The organism is uncultured Nostoc sp., from assembly GCF_964247315.1.
In the GTDB taxonomy this organism is placed as follows: domain Bacteria; phylum Cyanobacteriota; class Cyanobacteriia; order Cyanobacteriales; family Nostocaceae; genus Nostoc.
Map to the genome: position 1 here is coordinate 37,884 of NZ_CAXTTT010000015.1, position 18,727 is coordinate 56,610.

The 18,727-nt window shown below is 41.0% G+C and carries 15 protein-coding genes and 1 pseudogene; 7 read left to right on the forward strand and 9 right to left on the reverse strand.

The annotated features are described in order from the left end of the window. The first annotated feature begins 297 nt into the window (after positions 1 to 297). The 3 genes from ACFE93_RS07080 to ACFE93_RS07090 all read left to right on the forward strand — a co-directional run bounded on the left by ACFE93_RS07080 (position 298) and on the right by ACFE93_RS07090 (position 6,021). On the forward strand, positions 298 to 2,532 hold the full coding sequence (locus ACFE93_RS07080; protein WP_375472647.1) for a hypothetical protein: 2,235 nt from the start codon (positions 298 to 300) through the stop codon (positions 2,530 to 2,532). A 13-nt stretch (positions 2,533 to 2,545) separates the two neighbouring features. Beyond that, positions 2,546 to 4,840 carry a hypothetical protein gene (locus tag ACFE93_RS07085; protein WP_375472648.1) on the forward strand — a complete coding sequence of 765 codons (2,295 nt, stop codon included), beginning with the start codon at positions 2,546 to 2,548 and terminating at the stop codon, positions 4,838 to 4,840. 96 nt (positions 4,841 to 4,936) lie between these two features. Beyond that, positions 4,937 to 6,021 (forward strand): ISKra4 family transposase gene (locus tag ACFE93_RS07090; protein WP_375472649.1). Its coding sequence is split into 2 segments (ribosomal slippage): positions 4,937 to 5,111 and positions 5,111 to 6,021, totalling 1,086 coding nucleotides; the frame shifts between segments, so codons are not numbered across the junction. A gap of 322 nt (positions 6,022 to 6,343) precedes the next feature. Here ACFE93_RS07090 and ACFE93_RS07095 read toward each other — a convergent pair. Both ACFE93_RS07095 and ACFE93_RS07100 read right to left on the reverse strand, forming a co-directional pair. Then, positions 6,344 to 7,024, reverse strand: coding sequence for a class I SAM-dependent methyltransferase (locus tag ACFE93_RS07095; RefSeq protein WP_375472650.1), 681 nt, complete (start codon positions 7,022 to 7,024; stop codon positions 6,344 to 6,346). Positions 7,025 to 7,138: 114 nt separating this feature from the next. Further along, entirely contained in the window at positions 7,139 to 8,341 is a 1,203-nt protein-coding gene (locus ACFE93_RS07100; protein WP_375472651.1) for an FtsW/RodA/SpoVE family cell cycle protein, read from the reverse strand. Between the two features lie 319 nt (positions 8,342 to 8,660). On the opposite strand from ACFE93_RS07100, the gene ACFE93_RS07105 reads away from it, so the two are divergent. Further along, a complete protein-coding gene (locus ACFE93_RS07105; protein ID WP_375472652.1) occupies positions 8,661 to 9,416 on the forward strand; it encodes a hypothetical protein in 756 nt (251 codons plus the stop codon). Positions 9,417 to 9,606: 190 nt separating this feature from the next. On the opposite strand, the gene ACFE93_RS07110 is transcribed toward ACFE93_RS07105, so the two are convergent. From ACFE93_RS07110 to ACFE93_RS07125, 4 genes and pseudogenes are all read right to left on the reverse strand, one after another. Next, positions 9,607 to 9,813, reverse strand: a complete 207-nt coding sequence (locus tag ACFE93_RS07110) for a phycobilisome linker polypeptide (protein WP_094349821.1) — start codon at positions 9,811 to 9,813, stop codon at positions 9,607 to 9,609. Between the two features lie 222 nt (positions 9,814 to 10,035). Then, positions 10,036 to 10,524 (reverse strand): allophycocyanin subunit beta, encoded by a 489-nt coding sequence (gene apcB, locus ACFE93_RS07115; RefSeq protein WP_104908010.1) that lies wholly within the window; start codon positions 10,522 to 10,524, stop codon positions 10,036 to 10,038. A 65-nt stretch (positions 10,525 to 10,589) separates the two neighbouring features. After that, entirely contained in the window at positions 10,590 to 11,078 is a 489-nt protein-coding gene (apcA, locus tag ACFE93_RS07120; protein ID WP_104908011.1) for an allophycocyanin subunit alpha, read from the reverse strand. Between the two features lie 398 nt (positions 11,079 to 11,476). Next, positions 11,477 to 14,770 (reverse strand): annotated as a pseudogene (locus ACFE93_RS07125) (phycobilisome rod-core linker polypeptide); the annotation flags it as partial. 644 nt (positions 14,771 to 15,414) lie between these two features. Here ACFE93_RS07125 and ACFE93_RS07130 point away from each other — a divergent pair. Further along, positions 15,415 to 15,945: a hypothetical protein gene (locus ACFE93_RS07130; protein WP_375472653.1), complete on the forward strand. Its 531-nt coding sequence runs from the start codon at positions 15,415 to 15,417 to the stop codon at positions 15,943 to 15,945. A 143-nt stretch (positions 15,946 to 16,088) separates the two neighbouring features. Here the strand turns inward: ACFE93_RS07130 and ACFE93_RS07135 are convergent, their stop codons facing one another. Next, on the reverse strand, positions 16,089 to 16,823 hold the full coding sequence (locus tag ACFE93_RS07135; RefSeq protein ID WP_375472654.1) for a 2-phosphosulfolactate phosphatase: 735 nt from the start codon (positions 16,821 to 16,823) through the stop codon (positions 16,089 to 16,091). 138 nt (positions 16,824 to 16,961) lie between these two features. Between ACFE93_RS07135 and ACFE93_RS07140 the strand changes: the two genes are divergently transcribed. Continuing rightward, entirely contained in the window at positions 16,962 to 17,342 is a 381-nt protein-coding gene (locus ACFE93_RS07140) for a type II toxin-antitoxin system HicB family antitoxin (protein ID WP_375472655.1), read from the forward strand. A gap of 173 nt (positions 17,343 to 17,515) precedes the next feature. Continuing rightward, the gene (locus ACFE93_RS07145; RefSeq protein WP_375472656.1) at positions 17,516 to 17,761 is read left to right on the forward strand and encodes a type II toxin-antitoxin system VapC family toxin; all 246 of its coding nucleotides are present in this window, start codon (positions 17,516 to 17,518) and stop codon (positions 17,759 to 17,761) included. A 67-nt stretch (positions 17,762 to 17,828) separates the two neighbouring features. Here the strand turns inward: ACFE93_RS07145 and ACFE93_RS07150 are convergent, their stop codons facing one another. Next, entirely contained in the window at positions 17,829 to 18,011 is a 183-nt protein-coding gene (locus tag ACFE93_RS07150; RefSeq protein ID WP_375472657.1) for a barstar family protein, read from the reverse strand. Positions 18,012 to 18,181: 170 nt separating this feature from the next. Beyond that, positions 18,182 to 18,727, reverse strand: a 546-nt coding sequence (locus tag ACFE93_RS07155; protein ID WP_375472658.1) for a tetratricopeptide repeat protein, incomplete at its 5' end; no start/stop codon positions are given.

Here is an 18,727-nt window from a genome sequence, read left to right on the forward strand (position 1 = left end):
TCATTTCAGTGCTAAAACAACGAGAAGGTATCGCATGAAGTGCTATATTCTCGGCTAACTGTTGCCGGAATACTCCTGGTGGCAGTATCCCAGCTGATAAATGCGTGCTAATAATGCTATTAATTATACTTTTATTATTACCGTATTATTTCGCAGTCTTGTTCAAAAATCAAATAAGAGTCCTATATATACATTTCAATCATCAAAGGAAAAGAATTACTGTCACCTTTTCGCGAGACATTAATTTTTTAATCGTGCTAATCATCCAGAATATCAAAAAATATTATAAGTAATGGTATGGAAAAAAGTGTTATAAATGCCAGCCTTTCTACCCAGAACCTAACCTTTCGTCCAGGTGATACCCCTGTATCATTTGAGGTAACTGTCAATAATGACAGCGATCGCTTTGTCAATTTTCAGATAGAAATCACCGCAGCCGGAGAAATCCGCAACACAGGATATCGCTGGTATAGACTCGAACCAGAGGTAGCAGCAGCCAAGCCACCAGGCAGTAGTACCATCTTCCAAGTCTTCCTATTCAATACACCCATTCCGGGATTTGTTGGTACTGTCAACCTGATGGTAAATATTTTTTCACCGCAATTAGCACAACAGTCCAGACTTGTGCTACGCCTGAAAATCGAGCGAGACAACAGACCAACACATTTAAGTGTAGAATTGCCTGTACGAGAGTTCCAAGTTTATCCTCGTAATTCTGTCGATATACCAGTACGGGTACGAAACTTGGGGCAACAACCAAATGAAGTAATGCTACGTTTTACAGGCGTCGATCCGTCTTGGCTGGCTGGCAGTGCAGAACGGCGATTACCCTTAGACCCAGGTGGTTTAGCAGAAGCCACATTCCAATGTCAACCTCCTTCTGTTGTGCAAGCGCCCAGTCAAAATTACCCTTTTACTATTGAAGCTGTTAGCAATAATGGTTATCCAACTAATGCTGAAGGCAACGTTGAAGTTTTACCTGTAGGTTTTATAGACTTTACCACCACAGAAAAACACCTAAAAATTCCCAGCAAATTTGCATGGTTGCCTGACTGGAAATCTGATACAGCTTCCTTTGAATTACTATTTAAAAATGCTAGCAATCTCAATCAGCAAATTAATGTGCAGGTACAGGGTAGAGACTGGCGAAAATGTAGTTTTAAAAAGCTTCCTGAAACCGCCAATCTCCATCTAGGAGAGACAAGTAAAGTTATCCTTGAAGTTAAAACAAAACGCCCTTGGGTGGGAATCGGTAAAACTTTGTTGCTGGAGGCTAAATCGGAATTATCCGACCAACGTTTAGGGAGTACAGACCCAGCCACGCAGACATTAGAAGTGGAGACTTTGCCAATTATACCTTTATGGCTACAATTGGCTGCGATCGCACTATTAGCCGCACTCCTAGCATTAATCCTGCAACCCAGAGGTATAATGCATACCCTTTCTGTCAACTCAGTGCGTTTTAGTGGCATTGGTTTATCTGTGGTCAGTGGTTCAGATGATTGCACCTTAAGACTTTGGAGAATTGGTGCTGATAGCCTAGACCCTGATGATACAGTAAAATATTCTGGGCAGCCCCTTGCTTGCGACCAAGCACAACAGCCCAAAGGCTTGATGGCCATTACCGATGACGCTGTAGAAGTCTTGCGCTTCATGCCATTACAAAATAATCGTGTTGCTGTTGGTTTAGATAATGGTGTAATTGAACTTAGAGATGTCCCATCAGGTGCCAAGATTAGCCAACTTCAAGACTTTAAAGATCCGAAAGCAAAAGGCGATCGCGTTTTTGACCTAGCTTTCACCTCAAACTCACTTAACTTATTCAGTGGATATGGCAGTGGTAAAGTGAGACTATGGTCAAGACCAGCGCCTAACAGCGATTTTATGCCAGAACCGCAAGTTATTGACGTACAAAGTAGATTGAAACTCTCAGGTTTCCAAGTCCGGGCATTAAATCTCAGTCCAGATGCAAAAACTTTAGTAATTGCTGGAAACTTTAAGCGTTTTATATTGTGGCAATGGAATCAAACTCAATCTGATAAACAATCGCCAAGTTTATCAGTGCAAAATCTAGAAAAACTAGACCCATTAGTTGGGCCTGAAGACTTTATTTGGGGATTAGCTTTTGTTCCTGACTCAACAGGAAAAATCCTCGCAACTTCTGATTCTGGGGGATTTATTACGATTTGGGATTTAAATCAGTGTCAAACTATCAAAAATCCGAATCCGCTAGAAAAAGTAAATGAACTTAATTGTTTACAACTAGACCGTTGGCCAGCATCAAAAATATCTGTGCGGACTCTAGCATTTAGTGACGATGGTAGTCTCTTAGTAAGTGGTGGCGATGATGGACGAGTCGTAGTTTGGTACTTAACTCCCGAACATAAGCTTGACAAAACAAGAGCAGCAGAAGGTAAAACAATTTACCAAAGCTCTAAAAAAATCAATAGTATCGACTTGAAAACCAATCAAGGAACCATGATTGTGAGTGGTGGTGAAGATTTTCAGGTCAAACTACACCGCATCAAATAAGGAAGTCGATGATATGCAAGCTAAATTCAATCCACTGCAAGTTATTATCAACCCACCTGGAATTCAATTTGGGATGCCAGGAGATACCATTGAACTCTATATTGTTGTAATCAATCAGGGAAATCAAAGTGCGGTTATTGACTTATATTTTGTTTTTGACGAAGTATTTCAAAATTTAACCGACTGGTCTAGTTCTCCTAGAGAAAGTTTAGCATTAGCTCCAGGGCAAAATAGCGACGAAGTAAGATTTGAGTTTCAAATCGCCGCAAATGCTTTCCCAGGAACCTATGACTATACACTAGTCGTAGATTCTCCTCTACATTATCCACAAGATACTCCCATAACTTTGGCAAACCAAATTAAGGTTCTGCTAAAAGAACAGACCGCAATTCGGGTGAACGACCCGACATTTTCCATTAGACCTAACACCAACCCCAACAAACCGTTAATTTTCAATCCTAGTGAGCCTCTGCAAGTGGAGGTAATAGTTGACAATCGCTCTTATCTCGTAGACAGATTCCGCTTAAGTTGTCCAGATTTAGACGATGACTGGTTCACAATTAATTATCCTGCAACTGGATTTGAGGGGCCAGGATTAGTGTCTGACGTGACTGCACTAGAACTCAATCCTGGTACTCAAAGTCAAATATTCTTGAAATTTCACCCACCTGGGGATACCCTTGCGGGAAACTATTCTCCGACAATCCGCTTATATTCAGAAAACTCTCCAGACTTAGTACTGCTGGATTTGGTATATATCCAAATTCCGACAAATTATCACTTAGATATAGAACTTAATACCATCTTGGGACAAATTAGCCGTAGTCTTGGCAAGTACGAGTTATCACTAGCTAATCGGGGCAATATTGTCCGCGAACTGATATTAAACTTAAAAAGTCGAGACGAAGAAGAGCTATATACTTACAAATTTGATCCCACTGAAGTAAGATTATTACCTAATAGAAGTGCTGTCGCCAATTTGACGGTCAAACCCAAACCTTGGTGGCGACGACCGTGGTTTGGTGCAGGGCTAGCGGTCAACTTTCAACTCAACATCAAAGACCAACAAAATTTACCTCTACCGAACACACTGCCTCAAGGAACTTTGGTATGGAAACCCCGTCCTTGGTGGCAATTTCTTCTGTTAATTTTGGCAGTTTTAGGGTTATTGGGAGGGATAGGATTTATCATTTGGCGAATTTTAAATCCCGATCCTTTGAGATTAGAAAATTTTCATGCAAATGACTCTCAAATAACTGAAGGTGATGAGGTAGCTTTGAACTGGGATATTCACCACTATAAACAGTTACAAAAGTTGGTATTAACTGCAAAAGGTTCACAACCAATTCAGCCTATTACTTATGACTTTAGCAATGGCATTCCTGACACGTTGGGCAAAGGAAACGCTAATCAAATACCTCCTTGTCAGGTGCAAGAAAAACAAGAGCTAATTTGTAGCAATGTTAAAACTGGAGTGAAAACAAAAGGGAATTATACTTTTGAGTTACAAGCCTTTTATAAAAATGGAATAAAGTTATTTTCTCGAACAAATCAAACACCACCCCAGTCCATTCAACTAGAAATAGTTGAGAAACAAATTGCCGAAATTATTAATTTTCAAGCAGATAAACCACAGTATACAAAAGGCCAAAATATTCTTTTAAGTTGGTCAATTGCACGTCCATTACTGCTGGCACAAGTACAAATTTCTGGCAGTGCAGATGATGGTACATCTTATAGCGAACCAGTTACCTACAAATTTAATCAAGGCAATATTACAGACCCTAAATTTAAAAAACTATGTACACAACAAAATCAACAACTACAATGTAAAAATATTCCTTTAGTAGCAAATAAAGTGGGAAATTTTGCATTTGAAATCAAAGCTGTTTCTAACAATGGAAGCGACAAACTTAGTTCTAAAAAAGCTGAATCAAAAATTCCAATATTACCCAAACCATTTAAGATTATCTATTTCAAAATCAACAGTAGCGAGCAACCAAATTTGGTTCTCAATGAAGGGACATCTGCTATTCTGAGTTGGAGAGTAGAGGGAGAAAATATTCAGGTTAAACTTCTACCATACGGCAATGACGTTCCAGCAGTTGGTTCAATGAAGTTTCTAGTCAATCAAGCCTTCCCCCCTCAAATTGGACTGCTAGTCAATGATATATCTGGTAAGCAACAATCCCAGCAAAGAGGATTTGCAATCACAGTGCTCAAAAAAGTAGAGCCTACTCCTATACCTGGAATTAACCCAATTCCACCTAATAATAACCCATTTAAGACTCCCTTACCTCTGAGGTAAGGTAAGGTTACCTTACCGGGAGCATCCCATTTTTGCAGAAATACTGATTAAGGAGTGTAGTATGGGGATAAGACAATACTGACTGGAAGCATAGCCATGACCCCGGAAGAACAAGAACGATTACAAGCAGCAGTCAAAGAAATCGCGGCGATTATGTATAAAAATACATCACCATCTGAGTTACAAACCTTGGAAGGAATCAAAACAACAGTGCGATGCCGAAGGCGGGCTACGCCTACGCAAATGCTGGAATACGTCAGTCCCAAAATTGCCTTTTTTTTATCGAAGAAACAACAGGCACAAATAAAGGACGACCAAGACAAATCAAAAGTTGTATAGGGGAATTGCCAATCACTGAAAAACAAGCGCAAAAATTGGGGTTGGAGCCAAGAAGCCACTTGAGTCCAGTGTTAGAGAAATGTAGCTTACGGCTTTGTGCCAATGAATCGTACCAAAATGCTTCCTTAGAACTAGAAGCATTAACGGGGATGAAAATGGGACATAGCACACTACACAGACTGGTAAATAGACAAAACTTACCACAACCATCGGCTTGGCAAGCAGTTTCAGAAGTGAGTTTGGATGGAGGTAAGGTACGATTGCGAACACCAAAAGGCAAAGAATGCCAGTGGCGCGATTATAAAGCAGTACGCTTAGGTGGAATTTATTATGGCGCTTTTTTTGGAGATCATCAATCGCTCTTGGATTGGGTTAACTCACAAAGACTAGTCACCCCATTAGTCTGCTTGGGGGATGGACATAATGGTGTGTGGAAATTATTTAGTGAAATTGGCAGTTCATCAACTCGCCTGGAGATCCTTGATTGGTATCATTTGCGAGAAAATCTTTACAAAGTTGGTGGCTCTGTTAAGCGACAAAAGCTTGCAGAAAACTTACTATGGACTGGTGAAGTTGGCGCAGCGATCGCTTTGTTTGTTGATTTAGCAAAAAAACAATCTAAGAATTTTTGTGCATATTTGAGCAAGCATCGAAGCCGGATTATCAATTACGCTTACTACCAGGCGGAGCAGATTTGCTCTATTGGTTCTGGTTCTGTCGAATCTGCTATTAAGCAAATCGGTTTAAGGTTGAAACTTTCTGGCGCCCAGTGGAATCTTGCCAATGTACAGTCGATACTACAACTTCCCTGTGCCTATCTCAATGGTCAACTTGCTGTCTAATGTTTTTGCAAAAATGGGATGCTCCCGACGTAAGGTTTATCGAAGGCTGTCTTGAAAATAGGAAGTAGGGAAAGCTTATATTTTGCACCTTGTCACCCATCTGATCGAGAATCACTATATCACTTTCCCTTCATCCCAGATTTTTTAGTAGGCTTTTAAAGGTTGTTTGAAAAGTTGTAAAGTATACTTAAAGCGCCACTTCCATTCCTTTCCCCGAAAGGTCGAGAGGCTTTTAAACCCCCATTCCCTTGTAGGGAAGGGGATCTGGGGGGTTAGGTTACGAGGGTTTTGATGTTACCAAAAATACTTTTCAAACATCCTCTTAGGGAGATTCTCCATAGACTATAAAAGACTTAGTTAAACCGAAAACCTTTTCTTCATAAAGTTGCCCTTCGGGGAACAGATTCAGGAATCTTCTCTTACTCAGCAGCTTAATTGAATTAGCTATGCTTTTAGCCAGCTGTTTATCAGATACCTTGTCATACCATCCAAGAGCAAAATTGGTTAATAGCCATACCTGAAGATTTATAGGAAGAAACTGAAATAAAGGAAAAACAAAGTGGGGTTCAATCGGAAAAAAAAGATTAGGTGTTTGAACAAAATATTTTTTTCCCACTCGCATTACTTCAGTGGCCATTTGGTACTGTTCATCATAATCTCCTACATGTTCAATTACTGAATTTGAAAAGACTATATCAAACTCATCAGATTGAAAATTTACCATGTTTGTAGCATCTCCAACAACTTGGTTGATCTGTGGATGTGTTGAGCTTGTTTCGGTAAATTTTATATTTAGTAGAGTAATTTCTACGTCTTTATTTTCTTCATTCAAAAAACCTAAATTCTCCCAAAAGCTTACTGTTCCTCCAACATCGAGTATTTTTATATCAGAGGGCAGTGAGTCTAATATAGATGTGAACAAAGAGAAACGCTTCTTTCTAAGTCTACTTGCCCAGGAGTCAGGAAGATTAGTGTCATATACATTACGCATTAATTTAGTCATTTTTTATTCACACACAAATGATTTTACTCACAGTTGATTCTTTGACTTAAGTAACTGGCAGTTGTCATCTTACCACAGTTAAGCATCAAGATTGCCGTCCTGCTTCCTGCTCGCTCAATTCCTATTTTTTTGAAAAGTTCGGCGTCTGTGCCCATTTTCAAACAGGGGTTTTCGCAACGGTACTACCTCAGCTTCACTACTCTCGCGTGCTACCCGAATCAGCAAGCCAGCAGCTATTAAGCTGGCAATCATGGAATTACCACCGTAACTAAACATGGGCAAAGGTAAGCCAGTAGTTGGTAGAGAACCTGTTGCAACACCGATGTGAAGCAATGATTGTCCTACCATCAAAATCGTCACACCGATCGCTACTAATCTATGTACTATATTTTTAGCCTTCAGCGCCACAATTAATCCGAGAGTGGCAAATGTAGCCAAAAGTAGCAATAACACCATACTGCCAACAAAGCCAAACTCTTCGGCGAACACCGCAAAAATAAAATCGGTATCTTGAATTGGTAAATAAAACAGCTTTTGTTGAGAAAGCCCATATCCAGCTCCCCAAGTTTTACCAGAACCCACAGCGAGTAAACTTTGCACCAACTGGTAGCCATCTCCTGTAGCATCGGCCCAAGGATTGAGGAATGACATCACCCGTTTACGCTGATACTCTTTGATGCTAATACTAAGTATTGCCAACATCACTCCACCAATTGCTGTCCCTCCCAGGTACTTGTAAGGTAAGCCAGCTGCTAAAGCAATTAGCCAGATAGTCATGCCGCAAAGTGCCGTTGTACTTAAGTTAGGCTGGGCAAGAATTCCTAAAAGTACCAGACCAAAAACACCCAACCAAGCCAAGCGAATCCGCCAACTAATTCGTTTCCACTGACCAAAAAGCCGCGCACTTTGCAATACCAAAAAGGGTTTAATTAATTCTGAAGGTTGAATCGGAATTGGTCCGATCGCAATCCAACGCGCTGCATCAAAAGCCTTTTTTCCTAATCCTGGGATCAGTGTGACAAAAATTAACCCCAAAAACAGCAACAAAAACCAATGGGATAATCCCAATATTTTCTGCAACGGCGAATTAACAATAATATTGAATCCAATTAAGGAAACTAAGACCCAAAGCAGTTGACGTTTAAAGTAGTACAATCCATCATTCTGACGGGCATCAGCGACAGGATATGATGCTGAAAATAGCATGATCAAGCCGACGAACAGCCAAATCAACGTTAACCAGCGCAACAACCGCGCTTCTAATGCCCAGTTGGAGACTGAACTATCAAAAATTGGAATCAGGCGGCGTAGATTCACGATCGGTACAGGTAAAAAGTTAGAAATTAGGAGTTAGAAATAAAACTCATAAATCATAACTTATAACTCATATGTAGGCTTTACAACCAACCATAAATCTTAGAGTTGTTAACTTCAATACACCACTAGTTCAATATTTCTAACAAATTGCAATTTATACCACACACTGAAAAGTAGTATTTTATACTTAAAATTTAGAAATGCTATAGTTAAGAGCGATCGCTTACAATATGAACGTGCGATCGCATTTTCTCAGCTTGGCGATCGCCTCTTTAATGAGCTTGCCAATAAAATTGCTACAAGGCGACAGTACCGACTATTGTTTGAACATACATTAAAGCCTGAGTTATTCCAACAAATCAGAATTGCTGCTGCGGGTTATATTTTAGCGTGTCTGAATAGTCCCATCATTCTTTCGGAAGCTGAAATGCTTGAACGACTCCTGGAAGCAAGAAGTATTTTACCGAACTACACCGGCACTGGTCTTTTGATGCCCAAGCGAGAACATACTCTGGCATTTAACCTCTTTCAAAAGAGTGTCACAGAGGCTTTCTACCAATTAGGAGCAAATGACCTGATTGATGCAGTGGATTTACCAGTAAATCTCCATATGGTTTACGGCAAGACTGACGCCAAGAAGTTAGGTTTGCCCTTCGCTAGCTCAAAGTGCCATAGCGATGTCTGGGCAGGTGTTGCTGCTGATGCAACTGTAGTGGTTTTGCCATTATTTGGCGACATCAATAATATCACCATTGAAGCAGGTGAAATGCCCCGCGAAATGGAATTACACTCTATGCAAGAAATGTCAGACTTCGATGAAGGTCGAGATATTCCGATGGTTGTCTCCTACACAGAAGCACAATTACAACACGGCACAATGTACTTTAATGATGCCCGTGGATTGCATCAAACAGTAAGAAGGAAATCAGAAGGTCTAAGAATTTCAGTAGATTTCCGGTTCCGCAGAAAATTTAATGAAGCTTACCGGGCAATAATCGCACCTAATATTGGTGGTATTGAGGAAGATATGAGCGTGCCATATCAAGACTGGCTGAAGTTGGGAAAGAAACGTTAATTGTGTTTGATGAAACGGTTGAACAGACTAAGAATAGACAGAACGCTGACGCTCCAGTTCCACTTTATACTAGAGGTTATCGCCTTTTAAATATGTTTAACCTTTTTGATTTACAAAAATCTAAGTCATAAAAAAGAGGTCTTTCTCGACCTCTTATCCAATTCCCTAAAATAATATTCTATTTACAAAATTACGACAAGCCAGTATTAGCGCCTTGCTTACCAGTTGCCAGTTCCACCTTGATAATTGTGCCACCTGCTTTTTGAATGCGTTGCTGTTCGCGGAACCAGTTTTCATAAGGAACTAGCTTAGTGAAGTAAGTATTTTGCAGTTCGCGTTGGGTACGAATTCGGGTTTGGCTGGGAACTAGAGCAGTAATTTTAAACAAACGGGACATATTTTGAAAATCTCCTGTATACCTTGTGAAAACTTTTTTATCTCAAAATCTTGAGTGCAAATCTTTTAATCATTCAAAGGCTGGAAATCAAACATCAATACTAGACCACCAACACTCATCACTGATAATTTACCAAGATAAGCAATATAACGTTCTAGCACTCACGGTTGATTTCCAGACCTTAATAAAGCCGCACCTAAATTCTTAAGCGCAAACTAGTTCTTAGCTTAAGCCAGAGGAGATATAGTCTAAGTAAACGCCCATTTCCTTACCAGCATCAGAACCTACCAAACTGGCAGTTACTTCCTTGATTGCTTGGATAGCTTGTACAGTAGCACCAACGGGAACACCTAAAGAGTTATAGGTTTCTTTCAAGCCATTGAGCACACGCTCATCTAGGATGGAAGGATCGCCAGCCAACATAGCGTAGGTGGCATAGCGGAGGTAATAGTCCAAATCACGAATGCAAGCAGCGTAACGCCGGGTGGTGTACATGTTGCCGCCGGGACGGGTGATGTCAGAGTACAGCAAAGATTTTGCTACAGCTTCTTTGACGATCGCAGCAGCGTTAGCGCTGATGGTGCTAGCAGCACGTACCCGCAGTTCGCCAGTGGAGAAGTAGCCTTTTAGCTTCTCTAAAGCAGAAGAGTCTAGATATTTACCTTGAACGTCTGCGGAGTTAATGACAGCGGTAATTGCGTCTTGAGCCATGTTGTTAATTCCTTATTTCCAACCGTATTGCAATACTTCTGTTTAAGTAGGTAAACAGCTTTACCTTATCCTAGAAGGGCACCAACTAGGTAGTCGAAGTAGCCAGCAGCTTCACTAGCGTCATCACCAGAGAGCAGTGAGGCAGAGCTATTCTTCAGCCCGCGGATACCTTCAGCAACACCATCGATAGGAGTTCCCAAGGACTTGTACAGTTCACGGGCACCAATAACACCAATTTCTTCGATGGGGGTGACATCACCAGCAACGATACCGTAGGTAACGAGGCGCAGGTAATAATCTAGGTCACGCAGGCAAGTAGCAGTCAATTCTTGACCGTAAGCGTTACCACCAGGAGACACAACATCAGGACGCTTTTGGAACAGTTGATCGCCAGCTTGCTTAACGAGCCGTTCGCGATTTTCTGATAAAACTTGAGCAATCCGTACCCGGCGCTCACCACTTGTAACAAAGGACTTGATCCGATCTAACTCACCAGGGCTGAGGTAGCGGGCTTCTGCATCAGCATTCACGATAGCTTTCGTGACGATACTCATTAATGGATTCCTCCAATACTAATGAAACCAGGATTTGATTAAACTGGTGCGACTTTGAGTTTGGTTTACTGAGTTTGTTTTCTCGTCCTTTTTGACACAACAGTTTTACAACTGCTACGGCTAATAAATTACGAGTTTGCTTGAGTCAACATAAGTACACATAGCTTTCAAACTCAGTTACCTTCCGCAAAACATTTTCCGGCATTCTGTTGAGCATTTATGACTGCTCTTAATACTTTGTAACATTGCTTTTCAGAATTTACTGTTTTAACTGCAATCTGAGAGCGGTATTACGAAAGGTTACGATGGTGACAGGGGACAGGTTACAGGGGATAGGGAACAGTAAATAATCTCTACTTTATTCCCTATTCCCTACTCCCTACTCCTTAATCAACCGCGACACTGCCGAGGTAGTTACCTGCTGGCAGAGATGGGAAGCGGTTGTAAGGCACAACATCTTCACCGAAGTAGCGGTTATATTCTGGACTTTCGACTATTGCTTCTACAACGGCTGACAAACCACTATTGGTTAGCAAGTTATTGTATTGGCCAATTTCTTCCTGAGTTGCGGGTGTACGCCCCAACAGGTGACGGAAGAGGAACTCAATGACCTTGGTATGAGGATAAGGTGATAAGAAGCGCTGGCGATAGATTTGAGAACTAGCTAGTTCACGCACAAACTCCCGTACGGAAATTTCACCATTTTGGAGTTTACTATCTAAGTCAGTGCGACGAAAATTATCAGGCACTTCACCGCTAAATACATCCAATACTTGACGATAAATGGCATTGATTGCCTGTTGTTTTTCGCTTTGGTTGGTGTTTTCTGTTAGACGGTAAATGCGTGCATGTTTACGCACACCCTGTTCCACGGATTGTCCGCTAGCATCGTTGTAGGAACGACCCAGTTCAGCAAAAGATGGCTGACCATTTGTTTGCGATGCTATATCTGCGATCGCCTGTATTGAAAGCGGTGTATCGTTAGTAACTCCGACGCGGGCTTGTACTGGCTTAAAGCTCGGTACAACCACATCATCGTTTTGCTTGGTCAGCTGGTTATAAAGCTTCTCTGTATTCGGGAAGTTTGCCGCAGGTAAAGTTGGGAAGCGACGGTAAGGCACCGTATCTTCACCAAATACCTGGTTATATTCCACACTATCGACCAAAGCACCAATAAAGGCACGAATACCTTGAGTAGCCAAAATCTGGTTATACTTGCGGATTTCTGCTTGGTCTAGTGGCGCACGTCCCAAGAAGTGTTTGGTTCCCAACTCAATCACTTTGGTGTTGGGGTAGGGTGTGTAGAACTCTTTCAGGTAGAGGTTAGAGTAACCCAAACCTTCAATAAATTCCTTCACACTAATTTCGCCATTCCCTAGCTTGCTTTCCCATTTGGTAAATTCGTTTTTGGCGATGTAGGGTGCAATATCCCGCTCAAATATCTGACGATACGCAGCGCTGATCAAAGTTTTTACTGCAACTTTGTCAGTAGTATTCGCCACCAATTTGAAGATTTTGGTCTGTTCCCGTTGCTTGCTGACACCTTGGTTAATGCGGAACTGAATATCTGGTTCTGACCGCTTTTCTGTCACTGTACCCAGTGTTACAAAGCTTGGTGTTACTTCCTTCTGGATTTTTGCCGCAATATCGTCACGAATGCTACCAACGCGTAATTGTCGCCCTGATACACCACCAGGAGTCAGATACCGTTCGTAAGGAATTGTATCTTCACCAAAGGCTTCGCTATATTCTACGCTGTTAATAATGGCATCAACTACTGCGTAAAAGCCTTGTTTTGCAGCGATATCAAAGTACTTGTTGATTTCTTGACGACCATAAGTTGGACGACCCAACAAGCGGCGGTGAATATACTCGATCGCTTTACAAACATACAGCGATGACCAGTACAGGTTGCGGAATACATCCGACTTAGCCAAAGCACGGATAAATTCCCGTACCGAGATGTCGCCGTTTTCTAGCTTGATTTCTAATACCTTCGGGCGCTGACCCTCGTAGAGATCGCGACCGAAAACTTGCAGGTAAGCAGCTTTAATCAGAGCTTGTGTGGAGCTTTCGGAGAATCTGACGCTAGAACTTTTGGGAGCTTTTTTACCTCTAGTACCAGGCAGTTGGTCTAATTTGAACACCTTGGGACCAAGGGTACCAGGAGCTTCACCCCGCGCTCTGGGATTACTATTTTGGTTATTAATCCCTGCTCCTTGGTGAATCAGGATGCGTTTGGTATCCTTACTAAAAGGAGCCGGACTGGTACTGGGGTTACGAGTTTCTTTCGGGAAAATCGCCCCAAACTGAATTTCCAAGGGGTCGTTACCAGAACCGTAGGGATGTTGATCTGGTAGCGGTTGCTCGTAAGCTGCAAATGTGGTGATGAACTGAGGTATCTTGCGGAAAGGCGCACTGTAGTTAAACAGGTCTTGCTGCGGCCCCCAGTTGCGACATTCTTGTGCTTCTTGACCCAGACCCCGCAGGTAGGGTACTGTTTCTTCACCAAAATAGTCGCTGTATTCAGCAGAATCTACTAAGGCATCTACTAAAGCTGGCAGACCACCATTAGAAATAATCGAGAAGTATTTTTGTACTTCTTCGCGGCTACTTGGCCCCCGTCCTAGAATGTGACGGAAAGCTAGTTCAATGACTCGGCTGTTAATAAAAGGCTGGTAAAACTGTTTTTGGTAAAGGGGAGATTTAGCTAGACGACGGACAAACCCCTTCATGGAGATGTCGCCATTTTTTACCTTGGATTCTAGGTCAGATACGGACAAGCTATAAGCACGGGTAATATCGCGCTCAAAGATTTGCCGATATGCGGCCTTGATTACCTCATTTTTTTCGCTACTTGATAACCCAGTCTTCATCACAAACTTGGGACGCCGTTCTGCCGCATTAAAGTAGATTTGCGGCAATTCTAACCCTTGCTGGTCGCTAGAGGGACGTTGGCGCAGTTTATTTGAAGGTGTGGCTGCTTTAAATTCTGTTAACAAAACATCCATGTACTGAGACACAATTTCTGTAGCCTCAGCATCGTTGCGGAAAAATGAAAGTGACCCGGCTTTGATTTCCTGCAAAGCTACTAGCGTTGCTTCACCAGAGCAGGCATTTTCAATGATTTCCCGCAAACCCCTTGTATTCACCGCTATGATGTTGGGGTCGCCAGCAACGATCGCATAACTAGCGTAGCGCAAGAACCAGGATAAATCCCGCAAGCTCTTGGCCATGTTGCTTGGCCCATATCGAGCAATGTTAATTGGTCTGAAACCTGGAGGTGTCGGACCGCTGGGGGATGAGTTAAATATTGAGCGTAAATTTTCTAGGAACCCACCACGACTTTCAACATAGGTTACGGTTCCTAGTTGCATCCCTTGTTGAACGTTAGCACCAGCACTAACAGGTACTATTTCTATCGCTCTGGGCTTTTCTAAAAAAGCCATTGGCGAACCACCGACAAAAATCCGGTTGGCAGCCCGAGACACAATAATCTCGGCATTGTCCGTCAACGTCTGAGAAATTTCTAGACGCTTTGCACCAGATGCAAAATAGCTTGCCAGTTCATCTAGTTCACCATTTCCCAAGAAGCGGTCTTGCTGCTCCGCTTGGGTAATTGTGGATACAGGTAGGGTTTGATATAGTTGCGGACGCGCAACCGAGGTTCCACCACTCGCCTTAACACTCATCGGATTTGTAAAACTCCCATCATAAGCGTTTATATGTTAAGTCTGGATTGTTTTGAGGCTTGACACATCGCTGTGTTTATGCTATATGAGCTTGAGAGTATTGCCTGCAAAACTGCCAGTAAATTAATCCAGTTAGCTTTTAGATTAGAACGTTTTGCGTTCTCAAGGCGGATTTATTAAGAAGTATGTACAATCTGTATCTTAAATGTCTCCAGTCTTAAAAGCCCATACTCCAATTGGTCTGAGATTAAGTCTAAGTTTTGTAACTAAGTAGTAGGTCGGTAACTGTCTACCTGTATCTTAAATGTCTCCAGTCTTAAAAGCCCATACTCCAATTGGTCTGAGATTAAGTCTAAGTTTTGTAACTAAGTAGTAGGTCGGTAACTGTCTAGTGATTTATTTTATTTATTTAAACGCATGGGCGCTTCGCCTTCTTGCAGGGTAGGGGCGCAGAGATACGCAGAGAATTTACTACGAATTAATAAATGTTGTACTTAGTCACTGGGCAGTGGTTATTAGTCGATGTTAAGTTGTTTTTGCGACTAAATAACTCATATTTGCAATTGACACCGCACGGGAAGTAATTCTTAAGTGGTGGTAGTTTAATCTGCAAATAGTCAGTATTTACATACAGGGAAAATACTATGCACAAAAGTTGTAAATTTAACTACTTATTCAATGCTACCCTATCTGCGCTCGCAGTTATTTTAGCTGTTACTCCTGCAAATGCCCTTCCAGAGGAAAACATCAACACCGTTGTGAAGTGGGCAAGGACTAGACCTCAACTACCAACTCTAAGATACAACAGCGAAGCCCACGGCTATGAGGGTACAAAGGGAAATTTATACTTTTATGCTGATGTCACTTTTCAAAATGGGACAGTGACTAAAGAAGGAATAACTGTTAGTGGTGATAAACACCTCAAATTCACCATAAAAAATGCCAATGCAGTGAAACTGTTACAAAATATTTATAATTCTAATATTGCCAATGACTTTCAGAAGTCTCGCTATGTCAGCAAAGTTGGGCGTGACCAATTTTATCGTGGACAAAGGTTTGCTTACATCACTGCTGAGGTGCAAGGTGGGTCATCATTGCAGATGATTGCTTTAAATAAGTTGCAAGAATTTATAGATAATGCAAAATATTGTCAAACTAATCAGTGCGATATTTAATTAATTCGTAATTCGTAATTTTTGAGTTTAATTCTTCTGCTCTACGAGACGCTACACAAAGCTTATACGTGGTGCTTTTTTTCAGTCAGGCTCTCAATCCACTTATTTAACAGTCTTTTATTACGAATTACTAATTATTTTAATTAACTTTGTAACCTGTAATTTATATAAGCATTATCAGTAAACAAAGGCACGCAATTACTAACGTTGTAGGCTGCGGACATTCCAACATCTGGCTCAAAGCCTTTTTCAATCAACTCTTTACCCGAACTACATTTTTTCAAGTACCCCAGTAAATCCTGCTGGAAAGCCTGAAATGTTGTCACAGCAACTTCAGCTTCTGGTGATAAATTGCCATCTAAATAACTGAGAATTGCCCCAGCACCAATCAAATCTTCAAATGCAGGACGTAAGCTAGCATCTTCTTTCCACCTCTCACCGGCAGGAATCACAGCGATTTTGTCACCATACTTTTGAGCAAACTGCGCTACAGCTTGGCAATTTTGCAAGCAACCAGCCAAAGTTGGTGTATTCCCTGTATGTAAAGTTAAAAAAGAACCATTAGGTGAAGGTAAAACTAATCTAGTTCCAGCAGGAATTTGAGCCACCGATTTTGGTGAAAGAGAATATCCAGTTGTAGTCCAACGTTGTCTATGACTTGCTAACTCTGCTTGTACTGACTTGGCATAATCTATGGCTGATTCATCTCTATATGCGTAGGGAAAAATTATCGCGCCGTTGTTGGTGGCAATTTCCACGCAGGTAGAAAAAGAGAGAACGTCAACTATTACAATTGCATTACTGATAGGAGCGAGTTGAGCAACTCCTTGTAGCCCCCATTCACAGCGTAAATTAAATTCTGATTGATTGTAAATCATTGGAGCGATCGCAAAAGACAATATGATAAAAATCAAACCATATATTAAGTAAGGCAGTATAAACAATTAAAGGTTAGCAGCAAGCAGCAATTGCATCACCAGTTATAATCGATATAAAACTTCCAGGTTAAAAATATTATGAATTTAACTGGAAAAACTACCCATTTAACAACTGCACCTAATTCAACTTATGATGTGCTGATTGAAAATCAACCAGATGGTACAGTTAAAGCAACGTTGCTAGATTTACCAGACTGTCAAGGTTTAGGAAATACACAAACGGAAGCGATAGAAAAACTTACTCAAAGTTTGCAAACTCGGTTAGAAACAGCCAAGATTGTGACTTTAGAAATTGAAGCACCCAAAGTAAAAAACCCTTGGATGAAATTTGCGGGTATGTTCAAGGACGATCCGCAATTTGACGAGATGCTGGAATATATAGAAGAAGATCGCCGCGAAGTTGACGCACAAATGGAAAAATATTATCAGCAACTTGATGCAGAGAATGAAACTAAGTGAGTTTGTAGATATTTGATACCGATTGTGTATCACTTTTTCGACAGCGGCATCCAATTCTCACACAGCATATCAATGCAGTTAATCCTGAAGACATTGCTATAACGATAATTACAGTTGAAGAACAACTGCGTGGGAGGTTTAATATTATCAGAAGGGCTTCCTCATCTGATGCATTGGTATTAGCTTATGCAAAGCTAGAGGCTACCTTAGAGTTTTTCAAAAATGTGCGATCGCTAGGATTTAACCAGTATGCTATCAATTGTTATGAAGACTTGATTCGTCAAAGAATCCGCATTGGTACACAAGATTTACGCATTGCAGCAATTACGTTGTCGGTGAATGGGATTTTAGTAACCCGCAACTGCAAGGATTTTGAGAAGGTTCCTAATTTGCGTTTAGAAGATTGGACTATATCTTAATTTGTCTCAAGGCTAAATTGATCTATTTATTTGTAGTTAAAAACTTCAGACTAATATTATTAGCTTCTCAGTATTCTTTGGCTGAATTTAAAATATCCAATGCTATTTGATACTGTGTCGGTTCAGCTTGAGCAAATATATCAGCATAGTCATACAATATTACGTATCTCTCAGCCGGACACCATGTTAAATCGGTGATACATTCATCAAAAGCATCCCAGTTAGTACCAAAGTATGTAGGAAATTGCATTGCTTCAGCAGCTTTACTTAAAAATGTTTCTTTACTATTAATTTTTTTCCATCAAGATAAAAAACTTTAGTTCCTGCTTCTGCGGCTATTTGTTCCACTGCTTCACGTATCCCTTATTTTACATCTATTGACGAAATATTTAGAAATTCACTCAGATATTACTCCTTATATTATTTAACATCTTTGAGGATTTCCCTAGCTTTTTCGTTTCCTAAGCTTATAGCTTTCCGTAAATCTTCCATTCCTTGAGACTTATTTCCATTCATAATATGACTAGCACCCCGTAAAAAGTAGGCTTCGTCATTATCGGGATTTATCTTAATTGCTTCGTTACAGTCATCTACTGCCTCACTATAATCTTTCAATGAAAAATAGAGTGAACAACGTTTTACGTAGTCTTTTTCAAGGTTGGAATTTTTTCTAGAATTAAAATTGTTAGCAAAAATAATCACTGAAGCTGCTAAAATACCCAGAAAAACTGCTTCTATTAAAGTAAGAGCAATCTTTTTATAAGGGATAGTTGGTCGGTTTTTGTAGGCTTGCATAGAGTTGGGATCAATACGCAAAGCTTGGTTGTAATCGTCTATTGCTCCCTGTTTGTCCAATGCAGAACGTGCAAGCCCCGTGCTATAGGCGGCATAGGCATGGCTAGGATTAATCTTGAGAGCTTGGTTGTAATCATCTATCGCCCCTTGATTGTCTCCCAAGTTATAACG